This window comes from Altibacter sp. HG106 (assembly GCF_028561755.1).
In the GTDB taxonomy this organism is placed as follows: Bacteria; Bacteroidota; Bacteroidia; order Flavobacteriales; family Flavobacteriaceae; genus DFVG01.
Window position 1 is genome coordinate 138,675 of record NZ_JAQQTD010000002.1, and the last position, 18,577, is coordinate 157,251.

The following is an 18,577-nucleotide window of genomic DNA, read 5'->3' on the forward strand; positions in this document are numbered from 1 at the left end:
AAACTAAAAGTATGAAAACACTAAAATTAACTACGGTGGTAATGTTGCTCATAATAGCGACAAGTCCACTATTTGGACAAGATGCAAAAACAGAAAAAGAAGCAGTGCTTACAGTAATGAAAAGCTATAAGGATGCCCTACAAAACCTAACGACCGATGGTACTTTCGAATTATTTACCGAGGATTCCGAGGTTTTTGAATCGGGAGGCGTCGAGGGTACGTACAGCCACTATATAGAACATCATTTAGGACCGGAATTGGGTCACTTTGAAAAATTTGAATTTTCAGATTATGAAATCGATGTAAAGGTAGATGTACCCTATGCCTTTACTACCGAAACATACGTATATACCATTGTCCTCAATCCGGACGACAAGGGAAATAGCCGGACCATAAAGAAAAAAGGGGTAGCAACCTCAATCCTTAAAAAAATAGATGGAAAATGGAAAATAATAAAAACCCATTCATCTTCAAGAAATACTAAGTAACAACCGATGAGTAGATATATTTCAATTAGTATAGTGTTCGGTCTTCTTCTTATTACCAGTTGTAAAAAGAAGAAAACCGAGCCATTGCCAGAACTGTCAAAAGAAGCAACCACAGACCAACCGCCAAAAAAAGTGTTAAGCCCTCACACCTCTGCAATGGCGACCATTGGTAATGCGCACATCCATATTGATTATTCATCGCCAGGGGTTAGGGACAGGATGATTTTTGGTGGTTTGCTGGCGTATGACCAAGTCTGGCAAGCTGGGGCACATATGGCCACGTGGATAGAGACGGATACGAATTTAGAAATAGATGGTAAGGAACTAAAAGCAGGTAAATATGGATTTTTTACCATTCCTTCAAAAGAAGAATGGACCATCATTTTAAATTCCAATTGGAACCAGCACGGAAAGGATGAATATGACCAAAAAGATGATGTGTTGCGGTTTAAGGTGAAACCGATTATTGCGGATAGCCTAAAGGAACACTTAGAATATAATATCAAGAAAATTAGTGATACTGAAGGTGAGATAACATTAGCTTGGGAAAAAGTTAAAGTAGTAATTCCATTCAAAGTAAAATAACAAGATAGGGTCAACAAGGGTACGATGATAAAAAAAATAAAAAAACGTGAATCATCAAAGAATAAAAACTAATACAGTTTAAACCGTGAACGAATTTTTAAAACAATGGGGCGAGGCCGCCTATACGACCACCGGATTTTTCTGGATGGCGCTTTGGGCATTCATTTTGGGTTATATCATCAGTAGTATGATACAGATTTTCGTGACAGAAAAACGGATGCAAAAAACAATGGGCGAAAACGAAGGCAAAAGTGTGCTGTTGGGCACGTTTTTCGGTTTTATAAGTAGCTCGTGCAGTTTTTCTGCTCTGGCAGGTACAAAATCCATTTTTAAGAAAGGGGCAAGTTTTGTGTCTTCCATTGCCTTTTTGTTGGCATCGACCAATCTCGTCATAGAATTGGGGATTATCATTTCCATATTCTTAGGATGGCAGTTTGTGGTGGGCGAATATGTAGGTGGTATTCTCTTGATTGGTATTTCGTGGATTCTGATACGACTCATCAATCCTAAAAAACTCATCGAAAAAGCCCGTAAGAATCTCGAAAATGAAGATGATGATGAGATGGACGGTTCCAAAGATTGGAAGAAACAAATAGCTAACGAAGACAGTTGGGCGCGCATTGCCAAAAAATATAAGATGGAATGGCAAATGGTCTGGAAGGATGTAACCGTAGGTTTTACCGTTGCGGGTATTACAGCGGCTTTTGTGCCAGATTCGTTCTTTCAGACCTTATTCATCAATAGCGGTCAGGGTAATACAGATTTCACATTTCTCGAAATTTTGGAACATATCGTTGTTGGGCCGGTCGCCGCATTTTTGACTTTTATCGGTTCAATGGGTAACATCCCATTGGCAGCATTACTATTCGGCAAAGGCGTAAGTTTTGCGGGCGTAATGGCCTTTATTTTTAGTGATTTGGTGGTTTTTCCAGTACTGAGAATCAATGCAAAGTATTATGGTTGGAAAATGTCACTCTTTATTCTATTCTTACTTTTCACGGCATTGATTGGCACCTCTTTGACCTTACATTATGGTTTCGATTTGCTGGGAATATTGCCCGACCCTTCGCAGGTCAAGATTCAGGATAAGGAACATTTTAAGATTGATTATACCTTTTTCTTGAACGTTGCTTTTCTCATCATTTCGGCCTATCTCGTTTATCTGGGTTTTTTCAAAAAAAAAGATGTAGAACATTCAATGAGCGAGATGGCACCCAAGAGTCCATTGTTGGAAAGTGTTTTAAAATATGCAGCCTTCATCTGTTATATATGGCTCGCTGGGGGACTTATTGTAAAATTTTTAGTGAATTAAAATGAAACACACATACCACATACACGGAATGACGTGCAACGGTTGCAGAACCCACGTCGAGAACACCCTTTCTAAAGTAAAGGGTGTGACCCAAGCGTCGGTCGATTTGGAAAAAGCCGAAGCCACCATCGAAATGGAATCGCACATTCCTATCGAAACGTTTCAGGAAGCTCTAAAGCAAGATGGTGGTTCGTATAGCATTCACAAACCGGGCGAACATCATCACGAGGATGATTTCGCTTCCGCGAAAAAGCAAAAACCAAAAGGCAAGGGAACCGGAACGTTCTACTGCCCGATGCACTGTGAGGGCGATAAAACCTATGAAAAGCCGGGCGATTGCCCAGTCTGCGGAATGGACTTGGTCGAAGAGCAAAAGTTGACTACAACTACTTCTGAACAGTGGACCTGCCCAATGCATCCTGAAATCGTAAAGGACGAGCCGGGAAGCTGCCCCATCTGTGGAATGGACTTGGTACCGATGGAACCCGACCTATCCGCAGAGGAAAAAACCTATAAAAAACTGCTCAAAAAGTTTTGGATAGCGGTTGCCTTCACCTTGCCCATCTTTGTGATTGCAATGTCAGAAATGCTGACTAATAACCCCCTGGAAACTGTACTTGATATAAAATACTGGAACTGGATCCAGTTCGTGCTTTCCCTTCCCGTTGTTTTCTATGCCACGTGGATGTTTTTTGAACGTGCGTATCGCAGTATCGTCACCTGGAATCTAAATATGTTTACGCTCATTGGCATAGGTACCGGAGTGGCTTGGGTTTTTAGTGTTTTTGGGATGCTGTTTCCGCAGCTTTTCCCCCAAGACTTTTTAACCGAATCAGGAACTGTATTCGTTTATTTTGAGGCGACCACAGTTATTTTAACGCTAGTGCTACTCGGACAGGTACTCGAGGCCCGTGCGCATAGCAAGACCAATAGCGCAGTAAAAGAATTATTGAAGCTGGCCCCCAATAGAGCTATTAAAGTTGTAGATGGAAATGAAGAGGAAGTTTCCATCGACCAGATAGAGAAAGGAGATATATTACGAGTGAAACCAGGCGATAAAATTCCTGTTGATGGCAAAATTACCGAAGGCAAAACCACCGTAGATGAATCGATGATTACAGGGGAACCTATTCCCGTGAATAAATCTGTCGATGATAAAGTAAGTAGCGGTACCATAAACGGCAACCAGTCGTTCTTGATGGAGGCCGAAAAAGTAGGTAGCGACACATTACTATCCCAAATCATCAAAATGGTAAACGATGCCAGTCGCAGTCGTGCACCCATCCAAAAGCTTGCAGATACGGTTTCAGGCTATTTTGTGCCAGTAGTCATATTTATTGCGGTCACAACCTTTATCGTTTGGGCAATCTGGGGTCTGGAACCCGCTTATGTCTATGGGTTTGTGAATGCAATTGCCGTACTGATAATCGCCTGCCCCTGTGCCTTGGGGTTGGCCACACCTATGTCCATTATGGTCGGTGTAGGTAAGGGGGCGCAGAATGGCGTACTTATCAAGAATGCTGAATCCCTTGAAAAAATGGACAAGGTAGATACCCTTATCGTAGATAAGACTGGAACGATTACCGAGGGAAAACCCACGGTGGAGAAGGTAGGTTCTTTTGATGATAAACGCTTTCGCGAAAGCGAAATTCTACATCTTATCGCATCTCTAAACAGTTCCAGCGAGCATCCATTGGCTGAAGCTACCGTGAAATACGGAAAGCAGCAGAATGTCGAAATATCAAAAACCGAAAACTTCAGCGCAGTAACGGGAAAAGGCGTAGAAGGTACTGTTGATGGCAAGAAGCTCGATTTAGGAAACGATAGGATGATGGAATATGCCAAGGCTACTATTTCATCTGCTATGCAAGATGAAGCAAAATCCTTTCAAAAACAAGGGAAAACCGTTTCGTATTTAGCTATTGATGGTAAGGTTTCAGGCTATGTCGTGATAGGCGACAAAATCAAGAAAACAAGCGCCAAGGCCATAAAGGAATTACAGGACAAGGGGATTGCCGTGATAATGCTCACGGGCGATAACCACGATACGGCACAGGCCGTAGCATCAGAGCTAAACCTTGCTGACTTTAAAGCAAGTATGTTACCTGAAAATAAGTTGCAGGAAGTTGAAAAACTGCAGAATGAAGGGAAGGTGGTCGCAATGGCAGGTGATGGCATAAATGATGCACCGGCACTGGCAAAAAGTAATGTGGGAATCGCTATGGGGACAGGTACCGATGTAGCCATAGAAAGTGCGATGATAACCTTGGTAAAAGGTGATTTGCACGGTATCGTAAAAGCTAAAAATTTAAGCCATATGGTTATGCGAAATATCAAGCAGAATCTCTTTTTCGCTTTCATCTATAATACCTTAGGTGTGCCCATTGCGGCTGGAGTGCTATTTCCGTTTTTCGGTTTGTTATTATCACCTATGATTGCAGCTTTGGCAATGAGTTTTAGTTCCGTATCGGTTATTGCAAATGCCTTACGATTACGTACCAAAAAAATCGATAGCTAATGGTCAACAGAAAAACAGCAAAATGGATTCGAAAAGCCCACCGCTACTTGGGTATCTTCCTGGGTATTCAGTTCCTGATGTGGACGATTAGCGGGATGTATTTTAGCTGGACGGATATCGATGAAATACACGGCGACCAGTTCAAAAACGAGGAGCCAAAACAGACGGCTTTTTCAGATTTATTGGGTACAGGCCAATTAGATAGTAAGCAACCCATCCAATCGCTGGAATTATTGGAAATAGCAGAAGAACCTTACTATTGGATAAACGAAGCAAAGCTTTATAATGCCAAAACAGGAGAGGAAAAGGAAGGTATCACTAAAGAAGAAGCGCAAGAGGTAGCACAAAGATATATACTTCCAGAGCTTAAAATAGCCGCAATAAAAAGAATAGAAGAAGTCGGAGACCACCACGAATATCGAGGACGCCCCCTACCGGCTTATGAGATTTCGTATGAAACACCACAAAATCTAAAGGCTTATGTGGCTGTCGAAAATGGGGCGTTTCAAACGGTGCGGCATAGAGATTGGCGCTGGTTCGACTTTCTGTGGATGACCCACACAATGGATTATGACACGAGGGATAACTTCAACACCATTGTTTTAAGAGCCTTTTCGCTCTTAGGCTTGATAACGGTATTGAGTGGCTTTTTGCTTTGGTATATTTCATCACCAACTCTTAGAAAATTAATTAAAAACAAAAGTAAATAAGTAACATTAAAATCAACTATTATGGAAAATTCAATGGAAAACAAAAAGAAAAATCAATACACAAAATTTGTAGGAATGCTCGCTGCATCCTTTGTTGCAATGTATATCACAATGTATCTAAATACCTATGAGTGGGACCACGTGTGGTTTAGCCTAACCCGCTTTTATATGGTTTGTTTAGGGATTGCGGCAATGGCCATTATTATGTTTGTCGCAATGCGCGGGATGTACAAAAACAAGAAAAAGAATATCGCAATTGTTTTAGGAAGTATAGTATTGTTTGTTAGTGCTTTGACCTTGGTGCGTGAACAAAAATCAACCGTGGGTGATGTACTTTGGATGAAAGCAATGATACCGCACCACTCAATAGCAATTCTAACAAGTAAAAGAGCAGATATCAAAGACCCTGAAGCTAAAAAATTGGCAGAAGAAATTATTGAGGCACAATTACGGGAAATCGCACAGATGAAAAAAATTATTTACAGATTAGAAAACGAAAAAGAGGAATAGTACGAGTACTTATTTCTATAAAATTATTATTATGAAAAAGAACATTATTTATATAAGTGTTGCAGTTATTGCAGGTTTGTTGGCAGGGTATCTCATATTCGGAAATTCGGGAACAGAACAAAATGCTGTTAAGGATTTATCTGATATGTCAGATACTCACGACCATTCCGGCGAGTCGGAAAACCAAATGTGGACCTGCTCAATGCACCCACAGATTATGCAACCCGAACCGGGTGATTGTCCCATTTGCGGAATGGATTTAATTCCTGCCGAATCTGGTGCAGCTGGCCTTGCAATGAATGAGATTAAAATGACAGACAATGCAATGGCGCTGGCAAATATCCAAACTTCTATTGTTGGCAAAGGACTAATAGGAAGCAATTCCCTTAAATTATCTGGTAAGATAAAAGCCAATGAAGAGTCTAATGCAGTACAGGTCACCTATTTTGGAGGAAGAATCGAAAAACTATACGTAAATTCTACAGGAGAGCGTGTTCGCGCAGGGCAGCGCTTGGCAACGATTTATTCACCAGATTTGGTTGCGGCACAGCAGGAATTGCTTACCGCTTCATCCTTGAAAGAGTCACAGGCGGAATTGTATAAGGCTGTTAGAAATAAACTTAAACTTTGGAAGCTTTCAGAAAATCAAATTAACGCCATAGAAACTGCTGGAAAAGTACAAGAGAATTTCCCTGTTTTTGCAACCGTATCGGGCACAGTTACACTTAAGATGGTTGAAGAAGGCGACTATGTTAAACAGGGTCAGCCCCTGTACAAAATAGCGAATTTAAATACTGTTTGGGCAGAATTTGATGCTTATGAAAACCAGATTGCATCCCTAAAAGAAGGGCAAAACATAAAAGTAACCACCAATGCTTATCGCAACGAGGTATTCGACGCCAAAGTCTCGTTTATTGACCCATTATTAAACTCTGCGACAAGAACTGTAGTTGTGAGAGCGGTTTTACCAAATAAAAAAGACCTCTTTAAGCCAGGAATGTTTGTAGAAGGAACAATCGAGGGCACTCAAACAAGCACGGAAAATATCGTTTCAATACCTGCCACGGCCGTTATGTGGACAGGTAAGCGCTCTGTAGTCTATGTAAAGACCAAGCCTGATGTTCCTGTTTTTGAGATGAGAGAAGTTCGGTTGGGTAACGCTACTGGTGATAGTTATACTATCCTCGAAGGTCTTAAAATCGGAGATGAAGTGGTAACCAACGGAACATTTACCGTAGATGCCGCTGCACAATTACAAGGTAAAAAAAGTATGATGAATGCATCAGGAGGTAAAACGATGACAGGTCACGAAGGACATCTGGGAATGCAAGAAGGTAGCTTTGGAGAAAATGCAGATAAAACCAATCATTCTCAAATGAAAGAAAGAATTGAAGTTTCTAACAAATTTCAGAATCAGTTAAAACAGGTTTTCGATGATTATATCCTTTTAAAAGATGCTTTGGTAAAGGATGAGGCTAAAAGCGCTCAACAAGCAGCAAAGCAAATAGACCAATCCTTGAAAAAAGTGGATATGAAATTATTATCCGGTGAAGAAGCACATAACCATTGGATGACAATTCAGAAAGAGCTGAAGAAATCTGCCAATGCTATAGAAAAAAGTTCAGATATAGCAAATCAAAGAGTGCATTTCAAGCATCTCTCTGCCCATATGATAAGTGGCGTACAGCTCTTTGGTGTAAACGAAACAGTTTATAGTGAATTTTGCCCTATGGCAGATAATAATAATGGTGCTTTCTGGTTGAGCTTAGAAAAAGAAATTCGCAATCCGTACTACGGTGAGGCAATGCTTAAGTGTGGTGAGGTTAGTCAGACAATTGAATAATTTTTTTTTGGATTAATTAAGTAATCCTTGTCATATAAAGAAGTACGATGATGAGTGAAAGCAGAAGAAATAGAAGAAAGGAAAAAAGAAAAACTTCCAAAAGCGAAATCTCTAGAAAAGATAAAGTTATTGGCATACTAGCAATGGTAGCCATTTTTATGGCTGCAGTAATCGCAATAATATTAATGAATCTTGGTTTTTTCAAACATTTGTTTGAATGATAAAAAATATCCTACATATAAAAAATATGGTTTGCCCGCGATGCATATCTTCTGTTTCGCGAATCTTAGAAGATATGAATATTTCCTATCGTACAATAAAGTTGGGCGAAGTACAATTGGACGCTCAACTTGAAAATGAGGACAGGGCGGTCTTATCCAAAAAATTAAATGAAGAGGGCTTCAGTATCATAAACAATCGTAAAGCACAACTCATTGAAAGAATGAAAAACTTGGTTGTAAAAACCATTCACCATTCCAATGAAGGTAAAGACGTTATTTGGGCTAAGCTCATAAGCAATGAATTTCACCTGGATTATAAATATTTAAGTTCATTATTCTCATCTGTTGAAGGTATAACTTTAGAGCAGTTCATCATCAATCAAAAGATTGAGCGCATAAAAGAACTAATAGTTTATGATGAATTAACCTTAAGTGAGATAGCTTTTAATTTAAACTATAGTAGTGTTGCTTATTTAAGCAATCAGTTTAAAAAGCTGACAGGGATGCCCCCTTCAAAATTTAAGAAGAGTACGAATCAAAATCGCAAATCTTTGGATGAGATTTGATAAAAAGTTCCATTAGAATAAGGGATTTCTTGTTTGTAAGCTCAAGGAAAGTGTACGCTAAAGCCCACATCATTAAGGCTAAAAGAGCTTTATTTCTTAAACACTCTACCGTAAACCTAAAATAATTCAAAATAAATTTGGAGACCACCCCTATGCCAACCCCATCTTTGTCGTGTAATTAATTTTAATCATTAAAATCCTAAAAAGATGAATCGACAAATTGAAGTATTCACGGCTGGATGTCCAGTATGTGAACCAGTAGTAAAAATGGTAAAAGAAATGGCTTGCGACTCTTGTGAAGTTACTGTTTATAATACAGTTGAACAATGTGACGAAAAAGTCTGTGTTGACAAAATGAAAGAGTACAACATCAATTCCCTGCCTGCAGTTGCTGTAAACGGCAAATTACTTTCTTGCTGTAAAAACAGAGGAGTAAATAAAGATGAATTAATCGCTGCTGGAGTTGGAAAGGCAATCTAAAAAGAAGTTGCTAAATTTAACATCAATACATTCCAAACGCTGTTTACAGCGTTTGGAATGTATTTAATTGAAATCATTATGCTGCCAAAAGATTTAACCAAAGACCTTAAAGACCGTCTAAAGAATATCAACGGACAAGTAGAAGGGCTTTTAAATATGCTTGATAAAAGTGATAATCCTGCTCAAATTCTCAATCAGTTTAAAGCGGTCAATAAAGGTTTTGAAAAAGCCCAATATCTGCTTTTAGATGAAGTGTTCAGAAAGACATTAGCTATTAAAATTGCAGAAGCATTGGAAACTTGCCCAGGCAATTGCGGTCAAGAGGAAAAAATTGCAACCATAAGACAGCAGTTTCCAAACTTAAATCTTTACGAGCTTACTGATAAGATGGAAGAAATTGAATCCATTTATGAATTTCTACAAACAAATACAGAAGAAAATATGCAAACTATAACGCTAAAAATTGACAATATGGTGTGTCAAGGATGTGCTGAAAAAATAACGGACATTTTAAAAGAATTAAAAGGAACAAAAAAGATAAAAACCAAAGTGATTAAGAAATTGGTACAAGTTGAATTTAATCCAGACCTGATAAATGAATCAGAAATAGAAACTGCCTTGACCAAATCAGGATATCAACCAAAAAAAGCTGTTATATGAAATCCGTTTTCAATTCTTCATTATTTTTATTGTTTATGCTTTTAACGGGTTGTGCTGAAAACAGTAATAAAAGTAAGCAAACTGACATAAATCAAGCTGATAACGTTTCTGTTGAAATTTCTATTGAAGGAATGAGCTGTATGTCTTGCGTAGCAAATGTGAAAAAGACACTTTCTGATTTGAACGGTATAAAGGAAGTAAAAGTTAGCCTTGAAAACAAAAATGCAACACTACAATACAATCCAAATATCATTCCAATAGACAAGATAAAGCAATCCATTAATGAAATTGGTTATAATGCGGGAACTGTGAAAACATTATCTCAATGAATCTGGAGCAATTTTTAAATGAATTTACAGCTGCATTTCAAGACGGCTCAATTTTAAGTTTAGGAATAGCTTTTGTGGCAGGCTTGATTTCAAGTGGCATTTGTCCTTGCACGTTACCTGTTGGACTTGGGTTTGCAGGTTATATTGGTAGTACTTCTGTGCGAGAATCAAAAACAGGCTTTGCAGTAACGTTTTCATTTTTTATCGGCATAGTATTTTGTTTGACATTATTAGGGGCAATTGCAGGCTATTCTGGAATTTTCTTGACTGAAATATTTGGTAAATATTGGACTTTAAGTATGGCAATAATTTCGTTAATCGCAGCAGGAATTGCATTTTACGGACCATATTTACGTGTAAAACACCTTGAATCCTTACGAATACCAGGAATTGGTGGTTCATTCATTTATGGATTTATATTTAGTTTAGGTACAGCAGCCGCACCTCTATTGCTCTTATTGTCTTTTGCAGTTGCAAAAGCGAATTTAATATATGGTCTACTTCTCGCCTTGTGCTTTGGTATTGGAAGAGGACTTCCTTTTTTGGTTGTAGGTCTTTTTTCAAGTTCTGTTTCAAAACTTGCCAAATTGTCTTGGTTGAGAAAAAGTATTCAAATAATGAGTGCCCTCGCTCTTCTATATTTAAGTTTCTATTTCTTTAGGATCTTCAGCTTTTATCTATAATTAGTTTTCACCCACAAGACGTAATTAACACCAAAATACCTAAAATTTCTCTATTGCTTAAGAACTATGTTTTTAAGTATTTGCTTAAATACGTAATTAATTATACCTTAGTTCGCCTAAATAATTATTATGAAAATGGAAATTTCTTGTACGAGAGCTGAAGCTGACCATAAGCAGTTGCTAAACTGCAAAACGGTCATTGATGGTATGACCAATGATTTCGATAAAATAACAAAACTACTATCCATCTCAGGTAATGAGGTTCGTTTGAAAATTCTATTTCTCTTAAATATGGAAAAAGAACTGTGTCCTTGTGATTTATCCGACATTTTAGGTATGAGTGTTCCCGCGGTTTCACAGCATATACGAAAAATGAAAGATGCAGCTATTATAAGCTCAAGGCGAGAAGGACAAACCCTATACTATTCATTGAACGAGGATGAGACGGATATTCTGGATAGTATTTTTAAGTCAATTAAATTAAAAAGAAAAACAGCATAAATTTTTAATAATGAGTACCGTAATAACATCGAAAAATGCAGCTTATACAGGTTTGTTTGCTGCTGTAGCTGCATCATCTTGTTGCATACCACCAGTTATTGCATTAATTGCCGGCGTTGGGGGAAGTGCATCGGCTTTATCTTGGATGGAACCTTTTAGACCCTATTTAATTGGTATCGCTGTCGTAGCAATTGGTTATGCGTGGTATGATTATCTAAAACCGAAAAAAGCAGAGGATTGTTGTGAAGTGGATGCAAAGCCAAAGTGGTTTCAAACTAAAGGTTTTTTGTTAGGTATTATGCTATTTGCGGCTATATCAATAAGCTTTCCTTACTACTCTCATATTTTCTATCCAAATAATGAGAAAGAAGTAGTTATAGTAAATCAATCCAATATCAATACGGTAAATTTTGATATAAAAGGGATGACTTGTGCAAGTTGCGAAGAGCACGTCAACCACGAAGTAAACAAGCTCGACGGAATTGTAACCTCAAAAGTGTCCTACGAAAATGGGAATGCCATCATTGAATTTGACCAAACAAAAACGAATGAAACGGAAATCGAGAAAGCAATTAACTCAACAGGCTATAAAGTAACCGACAAAAAACAAACCAATTAGTATGAAAGAATATGATGTATTTATAATTGGTTCGGGAATGGCGGGAATGACTATCGCCAATAAGTGCGCCTCAAAAGGCCTGAAAGTCGGAATCACAGATGAATTACCGTATGGTGGTACTTGTGCTTTGAGAGGTTGTGACCCAAAAAAAGTGATTATAGGCGCTACAGAAGTACGGGATTTTGCCAAAAGGCTTAAAGGTATTGGCATTGATACCATACCTAAAGTAAATTGGAAGGACATAATGGCCTTTAAGCAAACCTTTGTGGATGAAATGCCACCAAAAATTGAAAAAGGATATAAAAAGAATGGCATAGACACCTTTCATAGTTCAGCTAAATTCCTCTCAAAAAACACATTAGAAGTTGGAAATGACAAGGTAAAGGCCAACAAAATTGTAATTGCATCGGGTTCAAAGCCAAGAGTTTTAGAATTTGAAGGCGGTCATTTTGCCAAATCCAGTACCGATTTCTTAAATTTAGAAGAATTGCCAAAATCGTTGTTATTTATCGGTGGTGGCCATATCGCCTTTGAGTTTGCACATATTGCAGCTCGATGTGGTGCAGAAGTTACTATTGTTCATCGTGGGGAAAATCCCTTGGAAAATTTTGAACAGGATATAGTAAAACATCTTGTTTCTGCCACAAAAGAGTTAGGCATAAAACTTATTCTTAATACAGATGTTACCGCTATTGAGAAAGTGGATGGCCAGCATCGCGTAGAGGGTAAATCCGCAGGGAAAATAGAATATTTTGAAGCTGAAGCTGTCTTTAATTCTGCCGGACGACAACCTGCGATATTTGATTTGGATATGGACAAAGCCAATATAGCTTATACTAAAAAAGGTGTTACCGTTAACGAATATCTTCAAAGTACTTCAAACCCTCATATTTATGCATCGGGCGATGCGGCAGATTCGGAAGGTTTGCCATTAACGCCGGTTGCGGTCTTGGAAGGTCATACGGTTGCTTCAAATATCATCAAGGGCAATTCTAAAGAAGTAAGTTATCCACCTATGCCAACGGTAGTTTTTACTTTGCCTACTATGGCATCTGTTGGCTATACTGAATCGAAAGCGAAAGAGCTGAATTACAATATTCGAGTAAATTTTGAGGAAGTTGGCAGTTGGTTTAATGCCAAAAGATTGAATGTAAAAGAATATGCATTCAAAACTATCGTTGACGAAGAAACTCAAACAATTTTGGGTGCGCATCTAATCGGACCACATACAGAAGAAACAATCAATCTTTTAGCAATGGCCATAAAAACAAAGATGCAAGTCAATGAGATTAGAACAATGATTTTCTCATATCCAACATTAGCTTCGGACATACCACATATGCTTTAATCAAAAATTGAATGGAAACTATATTAAAATCTGAAATAACCTGCCCAAACTGCGGGCATAAAAAAATAGAGGAAATGCCAACGGAGTCCTGTCAATTCTTTTACGAATGTGAGAATTGTAAAAAAGTATTACGACCAAAAGAAGGCGATTGTTGTGTTTATTGCTCCTATGGAACAGTTCCTTGTCCACCAATTCAAGAAAACAAATATTGTTGCTAACATCTGAACAATCTTTGCACAACCTGTGCATCGATTAATTTGTATCTTTGTTAAAATTTATGAAAACACTTTTTTCCATATCAATGTCGCTATTATTCTTTTTTCAGGGAATTAGTCTTGATATGGACTTTTGTGGGCCAATTAAAGAAATTTCAAGCATCGTAACCCATTACCAGGACCATAAAGTTTATGGTGACTCTTTCCTCGATTATGTAGTTGAGGATTACTTTGGTAAGGAAGCAAAAGATGAAAGGCACCACAATGACACTGATAAGGAGAATGCACCTGTACATAGCCATCATCAATGTTGTCATCCCTTAGTTTTGTTTGCTGCAAATAAAAATACCGATACAACAAATCGGTTAAAGTTTGAAGATAAAAAGCAATTTAGTTTATATAAGGTAAACTTCACTTCCAGATATCTGGAATCCCTATTCCAACCCCCTAAAGTATAATTCAGTTTTTTTAAGGATAGCTATATCCTATCGTGATGCTTTTCAAAATAAGTATCACATCATAAACGTATTGCATCTATTTGCATTGCGAGGTTTAAACTGAATTAATACTTTTTCTATGATTAACAAAATCATTTCATTTTCCATTAATAACAAGTTTATTATTGGGCTCTTTATAGTGGCGCTTGTGGGTACGGGCATTTGGTCTATGGCCACTATAAACTTGGGTTCTGTACCCGATATTACCAACAACCAAGTACAGGTTATTACTGTTGCCCCAAATTTAGGTACTGAAGATATTGAGCAATTTGTCACCTACCCTGTGGAATTGGCAATGGCCAACCTTCCTGACGTTATCGAGCTACGTTCCGTATCCCGATTTGGGCTGTCTGTGGTTACTATTGTTTTTGAGGATGAAGCGGGTACCTACCTACCCCGGCAATTGGTGCAAGAAAAATTAACCGAAGTTTCAGGGGAAATCCCCGAAGGCTTCGGCGAGCCATTTATGGCACCCATAACTACAGGTTTGGGCGAAATATTCCAATATACCTTAAAAGTAAAGGAAGGCTACGAAGAAAAATACGATGCTATGGAGCTTCGTACCATTCAGGATTGGATTGTAAAGCGCCAGATGGCATTAGTTCCTGGGGTGGTTGAAGTTAATGCTTTTGGAGGCTACGTAAAGCAGTACGAAGTGGCCATAAACCCTGACAAACTAAAAAGTTTTGGCATTACAATGAATCAGGTTTTTGAAGCCCTTGAAATGAACAATGCCAATACGGGAGGTGCTTATATTGAAAAAAACCACCAAGCCAATTTTATTCGTGGCGAGGGTTTAGCGCGTAGCCTTGAAGACTTGGAAAACACCGTTGTAACCAATCAAAACGGAAGCCCAGTTTTGGTAAGGGACGTTGCCGAAAAAGTAGGCTTTGGCAATCAAGTGCGCTATGGTGCGTTTACCCAAGATGGACACGAAACTGTTGGTGGCCAAATTTTAATGCTTAAAGGCGAAAGCCCTGGCACTGTCATAGAAAATGTACAAGAGCGCATCAACGAAATTCAAAAATCGCTTCCAGAAGGTGTTTACATAGAGCCGTTTTTAAGCCGAAGTGAACTCATTGGAAGAACCACAAGTACCGTAGAAACAAATCTTATTGAAGGTTCACTTATCGTGATTTTTGTACTGGTATTGCTCTTGGGAAGTTTCCGTGGCGGATTGATAACAGCCTCTGTAATTCCGCTATCATTACTCTTTGCATTTATCCTGATGAAGCAATTTGGTGTATGGGCCAATTTAATGTCCTTGGGAGCAATCGATTTTGGAATCATTGTGGATGGTGCAGTTATTATTGTAGAAGGAATGGTATTCCACATCCATCAACGGATGAAAAAATCAAAAGCAGCGATAGGTCAGGCCGAAATGGACGAAATCGCCTACGACTCGGCAAGTACAATGATGAATTCGGCATTTTTCGGACAGCTAATTATCCTTATCGTATTTACACCGATTCTCTTTTTGACCGGTGTTGAAGGAAAAATGTTCCGTCCAATGGCGTTTACTTTCGGATTTGCAGTTTTGGGAGCCATTATCCTTTGTCTTACCTACGTGCCAATGATTTCGTCAATGTTTCTCAAACCTGCCAAAAATCAGAATAGTTGGTTTGCCAGATTTGAAAACAAAATTGACAGGTTCAGTGATAAAATAATGTCCGGTTTAAACAGGGCGTATGTTCCCTTGCTCAATTTTGCACTTCGCTTTAGAGCTGGTGTGGTTATAGGTGCAGTCGCCTTATTATTGATTGCAGGATATATTTTCAGCAATATGGGTGGCGAATTCATACCCAAATTTGATGAGGGCGATATTGCATTTCAGGCCTTGATAAAACCAGGTAGTAGTCTTACAGAATCTATAGAGGCATCAAAAAAACTTCAAAATTTAATCAATGAATTTCCTGAAGTAAAAACAGTGGTTTCCAGAATAGGGGTCGCCGAAATTCCTACCGACCCAATGCCGATGGACATTGCCGATAGCTATATCATTCTTGAAAAGGATAAGAGCAAATGGACCAGTGCAGAGAGCAAGGACGAACTCATAGAAAAAATACAGGAAAAAATTTCAGTGGTTCCCGGTGTGAATTTCGTGTTTACGCAACCCGTGGAACTTCGTTTTAACGAATTGCTAACGGGTGTTCGTGAGGATGTGGCCATAAAGTTATATGGGGAAGATTTGGGCGTATTGGCAGACAAGGTTCAAGAAATCGCCGCGGTCATTAGGAGTGTTCCCGGAGCGGCCGACCTCAATGTGGAAGCTACGAGCGGTTTACCACAGATGACGGTAGCATACAATCGTGCAAAAATGGCTCAGTATGGAGTAACTGTTGATAAGCTAAATGATTATGTAAGTGCTGCATTTGCGGGAGAATCGGCAGGTGTGATTTTTGAGGGCGAAAAACGCTTTGATGTGGTTATTCGTTTGGCGAAAGAGTTTAGGCAAGACATTAATAATCTTAAAAATCTGTATATCGACCTACCAAGTGGTGCACAAGTACCTTTAAAAGAAGTTGCAAATATAAGTTACAAACCAGGGCCAATGCAGATTTCAAGAGACAACACCTCGCGCCGTATTTCGGTAGGTGTCAACGTTCGTGGACGTGATGTAAAATCGATGGTTGAAGAAATTCAGCAAAAATTGGAAACAGATGTAAAACTGCCACCGGGCTATTTTGTAACCTACGGGGGTTCGTTCGAGAACTTACAGCGTGCATCAGACCGATTGATGATTGTAGTACCTATCGCACTTTTTCTGATATTCATTTTGCTCTATTTCGCTTTGAGCTCGTTCTCACAATCACTAATGATTTATATGGCAGTGCCTCTGGCAGCCATTGGCGGAGTGTTTGCCCTTTGGATAAGGGGGATGCCATTCAGTATTTCAGCAGGAGTCGGTTTTATTGTACTCTTTGGGGTAGCGGTATTAAATGGATTGGTACTGATAAACAAATTCAATGAACTAAAAGAAAGTGGAATGACAGACTTAAAAAAACGAATATACGAGGCAACGCACGAGCGCCTACGCCCTATTTTATTAACGGCAACGGCGGCCATTATGGGCTTTATCCCTATGGCGCTTTCTACTTCGGGCGGTGCAGAAGTGCAGCGACCATTGGCAACGGTGGTAATTGGAGGATTGCTCACAGCAACATTTTTAACACTTGTGGTCCTTCCAGTCTTGTATTATTGGTTGGAAGCTCGTAAGCAACGAAAGGATAACGGTAACGACCCAAGCTATATTAACAAGAGTACTACTGTTTTGGTTGTGCTATTGAGCTTGGGAGGATTTTTAACCTCAAATTCAGTAAATGCGCAAGATAGCGGAATAGCACAGACTGTTACTTTGGAGGAAGCTATTTCTTTGGCAAAAGAAAATTATCCTTCCCTTAAGGAAAGTCAGTCTTTTATAGACCGTGAGCGGGCGATGAAAGGAACAAGTTTCGACCTTGGTAGTACGCAAATTTTTACGGGCAAGGAAGAATTCGGTAATGACCTGCCCGGTGTGCAAACTACCATTGGGGTGCAGCAGGGAAATATCGATTTGTTATCTGGTTTCTCAAAATCCAAGTTCTATAAGCAACGTGTTCAATTGGGTGAGAAGTTTTATGCCCTGAGCGAGCAACAATTAGTGCGTAATGTGATGCAAGCCTATGACCAGATAAATTATAACAAAGCCCAGTTGCGCTTCGCAGAACAATTGGATAGTGTATATAACAACTTCAAGACAGCTGCAGAACTGCGTTTTGATACAGGTGAAACCGGGAAGCTGGAATTTATCGCGGCTTCTTCTGAATATCAACAGATACAGGTCTTGAGACAGCAGGCCTATGACGATATCGAGATTGCCAAAAGGGCGCTTAAACAGTATTTGGGGATTGACCAAGAAATTGAAACCGTTGGAGGTACTTACGAACCGTTGAATTATATGAGCGTTATAGATTCAACATCCATAGACAATAATCCATTGTTGCAATATTCTATGCAAAATGCCGAGGTGAGCAAAGCCAACGTTGGGGTCGAAAAATCCCAGTTTCTACCAAAGTTCAATTTGACCTATGGAAGACAAATCGTTGACGATGTTTCAGGGTTCAACACCTATCAAGCAGGTATAAGTATTCCGTTGTGGTTCTTTCCTCAAAAAGCAAGGGTCAAGGCTGCTAAAGCAGATGCTTTGGTGGCCGAGAACCAATATTTGGAACAAAAGGCAATAACCGAAAGCAGGGTGTCACAATTGTTAAAATCATTGGAAAAAACCCAAAAAACGCTTAATTATTACCAAGAAGGTGCACTGGTTTTGGCCGAAGAGCAGATTACAACTGCAGAACTTGCTTCCAAAGAAGGCGAGATAGACTATGTAAACTATATCACGATTTTAAACAGTGCCATTCGCATAAAACAGAACCACTTACAATTTATTAACCAGTATAATCAACAAGCCATTGAGTTACAGTATCAATTGGGCAATTTATAAACCTAAAAA

At 39.0% G+C, this 18,577-nt stretch carries 19 protein-coding genes; all 19 read left to right on the forward strand.

Going from position 1 to position 18,577, the window contains the following annotated elements; genetic code table 11:
• Window positions 1-11: 11 nt before the first annotated feature.
• The 19 genes from PO830_RS03425 (at window position 12) to PO830_RS03515 (ending at window position 18,568) form a co-directional block, all read left to right on the forward strand.
• On the forward strand, window positions 12-488 hold the full coding sequence (locus tag PO830_RS03425; RefSeq protein ID WP_121848298.1) for a YybH family protein: 477 nt from the start codon (window positions 12-14) through the stop codon (window positions 486-488).
• A gap of 6 nt (window positions 489-494) precedes the next feature.
• On the forward strand, window positions 495-1,073 hold the full coding sequence (locus tag PO830_RS03430) for a DUF2911 domain-containing protein (RefSeq protein WP_272852142.1): 579 nt from the start codon (window positions 495-497) through the stop codon (window positions 1,071-1,073).
• A gap of 85 nt (window positions 1,074-1,158) precedes the next feature.
• Window positions 1,159-2,385, forward strand: coding sequence for a permease (locus tag PO830_RS03435; protein WP_272852143.1), 1,227 nt, complete (start codon window positions 1,159-1,161; stop codon window positions 2,383-2,385).
• A gap of 1 nt (window position 2,386) precedes the next feature.
• Window positions 2,387-4,903 (forward strand): heavy metal translocating P-type ATPase, encoded by a 2,517-nt coding sequence (locus PO830_RS03440; RefSeq protein WP_272852144.1) that lies wholly within the window; start codon window positions 2,387-2,389, stop codon window positions 4,901-4,903.
• Entirely contained in the window at window positions 4,903-5,613 is a 711-nt protein-coding gene (locus PO830_RS03445) for a PepSY domain-containing protein (protein ID WP_272852145.1), read from the forward strand. The genes PO830_RS03440 and PO830_RS03445 overlap by 1 nt, the downstream gene beginning before the upstream one ends.
• A gap of 21 nt (window positions 5,614-5,634) precedes the next feature.
• A complete protein-coding gene (locus PO830_RS03450) occupies window positions 5,635-6,123 on the forward strand; it encodes a DUF305 domain-containing protein (protein WP_034260688.1) in 489 nt (162 codons plus the stop codon).
• Between the two features lie 31 nt (window positions 6,124-6,154).
• On the forward strand, window positions 6,155-7,966 hold the full coding sequence (locus PO830_RS03455; RefSeq protein ID WP_272852146.1) for an efflux RND transporter periplasmic adaptor subunit: 1,812 nt from the start codon (window positions 6,155-6,157) through the stop codon (window positions 7,964-7,966).
• Window positions 7,967-8,013: 47 nt separating this feature from the next.
• Window positions 8,014-8,187 (forward strand): hypothetical protein, encoded by a 174-nt coding sequence (locus PO830_RS03460; RefSeq protein ID WP_272852147.1) that lies wholly within the window; start codon window positions 8,014-8,016, stop codon window positions 8,185-8,187.
• A complete protein-coding gene (locus tag PO830_RS03465; protein ID WP_099647755.1) occupies window positions 8,187-8,753 on the forward strand; it encodes a helix-turn-helix domain-containing protein in 567 nt (188 codons plus the stop codon). The genes PO830_RS03460 and PO830_RS03465 overlap by 1 nt, the downstream gene beginning before the upstream one ends.
• 207 nt (window positions 8,754-8,960) lie before the next feature.
• A complete protein-coding gene (locus tag PO830_RS03470; protein ID WP_099647740.1) occupies window positions 8,961-9,233 on the forward strand; it encodes a thioredoxin family protein in 273 nt (90 codons plus the stop codon).
• A 78-nt stretch (window positions 9,234-9,311) separates the two neighbouring features.
• Window positions 9,312-9,893, forward strand: a complete 582-nt coding sequence (locus PO830_RS03475; RefSeq protein WP_143469420.1) for a metal-sensing transcriptional repressor — start codon at window positions 9,312-9,314, stop codon at window positions 9,891-9,893.
• Window positions 9,890-10,222 (forward strand): heavy-metal-associated domain-containing protein, encoded by a 333-nt coding sequence (locus PO830_RS03480; RefSeq protein WP_223248931.1) that lies wholly within the window; start codon window positions 9,890-9,892, stop codon window positions 10,220-10,222. Before PO830_RS03475 ends, PO830_RS03480 begins: the two co-directional genes overlap by 4 nt.
• Window positions 10,219-10,905, forward strand: a complete 687-nt coding sequence (locus tag PO830_RS03485) for a cytochrome c biogenesis CcdA family protein (RefSeq protein WP_099647738.1) — start codon at window positions 10,219-10,221, stop codon at window positions 10,903-10,905. Before PO830_RS03480 ends, PO830_RS03485 begins: the two co-directional genes overlap by 4 nt.
• A gap of 129 nt (window positions 10,906-11,034) precedes the next feature.
• Window positions 11,035-11,406 carry an ArsR/SmtB family transcription factor gene (locus PO830_RS03490; RefSeq protein ID WP_272852148.1) on the forward strand — a complete coding sequence of 124 codons (372 nt, stop codon included), beginning with the start codon at window positions 11,035-11,037 and terminating at the stop codon, window positions 11,404-11,406.
• Between the two features lie 10 nt (window positions 11,407-11,416).
• Window positions 11,417-12,025 (forward strand): mercuric transport protein MerTP, encoded by a 609-nt coding sequence (gene merTP, locus PO830_RS03495; RefSeq protein ID WP_272852149.1) that lies wholly within the window; start codon window positions 11,417-11,419, stop codon window positions 12,023-12,025.
• Window position 12,026: 1 nt separating this feature from the next.
• A complete protein-coding gene (locus tag PO830_RS03500; protein WP_272852150.1) occupies window positions 12,027-13,373 on the forward strand; it encodes a dihydrolipoyl dehydrogenase family protein in 1,347 nt (448 codons plus the stop codon).
• An 11-nt stretch (window positions 13,374-13,384) separates the two neighbouring features.
• Entirely contained in the window at window positions 13,385-13,591 is a 207-nt protein-coding gene (locus tag PO830_RS03505; RefSeq protein ID WP_099647767.1) for a GDCCVxC domain-containing (seleno)protein, read from the forward strand.
• 59 nt (window positions 13,592-13,650) lie between these two features.
• On the forward strand, window positions 13,651-14,046 hold the full coding sequence (locus tag PO830_RS03510; protein WP_225621184.1) for a hypothetical protein: 396 nt from the start codon (window positions 13,651-13,653) through the stop codon (window positions 14,044-14,046).
• Between the two features lie 118 nt (window positions 14,047-14,164).
• The gene (locus tag PO830_RS03515; protein ID WP_272852151.1) at window positions 14,165-18,568 is read left to right on the forward strand and encodes a CusA/CzcA family heavy metal efflux RND transporter; all 4,404 of its coding nucleotides are present in this window, start codon (window positions 14,165-14,167) and stop codon (window positions 18,566-18,568) included.
• Window positions 18,569-18,577: the final 9 nt, after the last annotated feature.

Coding starts and splice junctions, on each gene's coding strand:
- PO830_RS03425 (WP_121848298.1), top strand. CDS start 12: ATGAAAACACTAAAATTAACTACGGTGGTAATGTTGCTCATAATAGCG.
- PO830_RS03430 (WP_272852142.1), top strand. CDS start 495: ATGAGTAGATATATTTCAATTAGTATAGTGTTCGGTCTTCTTCTTATT.
- PO830_RS03440 (WP_272852144.1), top strand. CDS start 2,387: ATGAAACACACATACCACATACACGGAATGACGTGCAACGGTTGCAGA.
- PO830_RS03445 (WP_272852145.1), top strand. CDS start 4,903: ATGGTCAACAGAAAAACAGCAAAATGGATTCGAAAAGCCCACCGCTAC.
- PO830_RS03450 (WP_034260688.1), top strand. CDS start 5,635: ATGGAAAATTCAATGGAAAACAAAAAGAAAAATCAATACACAAAATTT.
- PO830_RS03455 (WP_272852146.1), top strand. CDS start 6,155: ATGAAAAAGAACATTATTTATATAAGTGTTGCAGTTATTGCAGGTTTG.
- PO830_RS03460 (WP_272852147.1), top strand. CDS start 8,014: ATGATGAGTGAAAGCAGAAGAAATAGAAGAAAGGAAAAAAGAAAAACT.
- PO830_RS03470 (WP_099647740.1), top strand. CDS start 8,961: ATGAATCGACAAATTGAAGTATTCACGGCTGGATGTCCAGTATGTGAA.
- PO830_RS03475 (WP_143469420.1), top strand. CDS start 9,312: ATGCTGCCAAAAGATTTAACCAAAGACCTTAAAGACCGTCTAAAGAAT.
- PO830_RS03480 (WP_223248931.1), top strand. CDS start 9,890: ATGAAATCCGTTTTCAATTCTTCATTATTTTTATTGTTTATGCTTTTA.
- PO830_RS03485 (WP_099647738.1), top strand. CDS start 10,219: ATGAATCTGGAGCAATTTTTAAATGAATTTACAGCTGCATTTCAAGAC.
- PO830_RS03490 (WP_272852148.1), top strand. CDS start 11,035: ATGAAAATGGAAATTTCTTGTACGAGAGCTGAAGCTGACCATAAGCAG.
- merTP (WP_272852149.1), top strand. CDS start 11,417: ATGAGTACCGTAATAACATCGAAAAATGCAGCTTATACAGGTTTGTTT.
- PO830_RS03500 (WP_272852150.1), top strand. CDS start 12,027: ATGAAAGAATATGATGTATTTATAATTGGTTCGGGAATGGCGGGAATG.
- PO830_RS03505 (WP_099647767.1), top strand. CDS start 13,385: ATGGAAACTATATTAAAATCTGAAATAACCTGCCCAAACTGCGGGCAT.
- PO830_RS03510 (WP_225621184.1), top strand. CDS start 13,651: ATGAAAACACTTTTTTCCATATCAATGTCGCTATTATTCTTTTTTCAG.
- PO830_RS03515 (WP_272852151.1), top strand. CDS start 14,165: ATGATTAACAAAATCATTTCATTTTCCATTAATAACAAGTTTATTATT.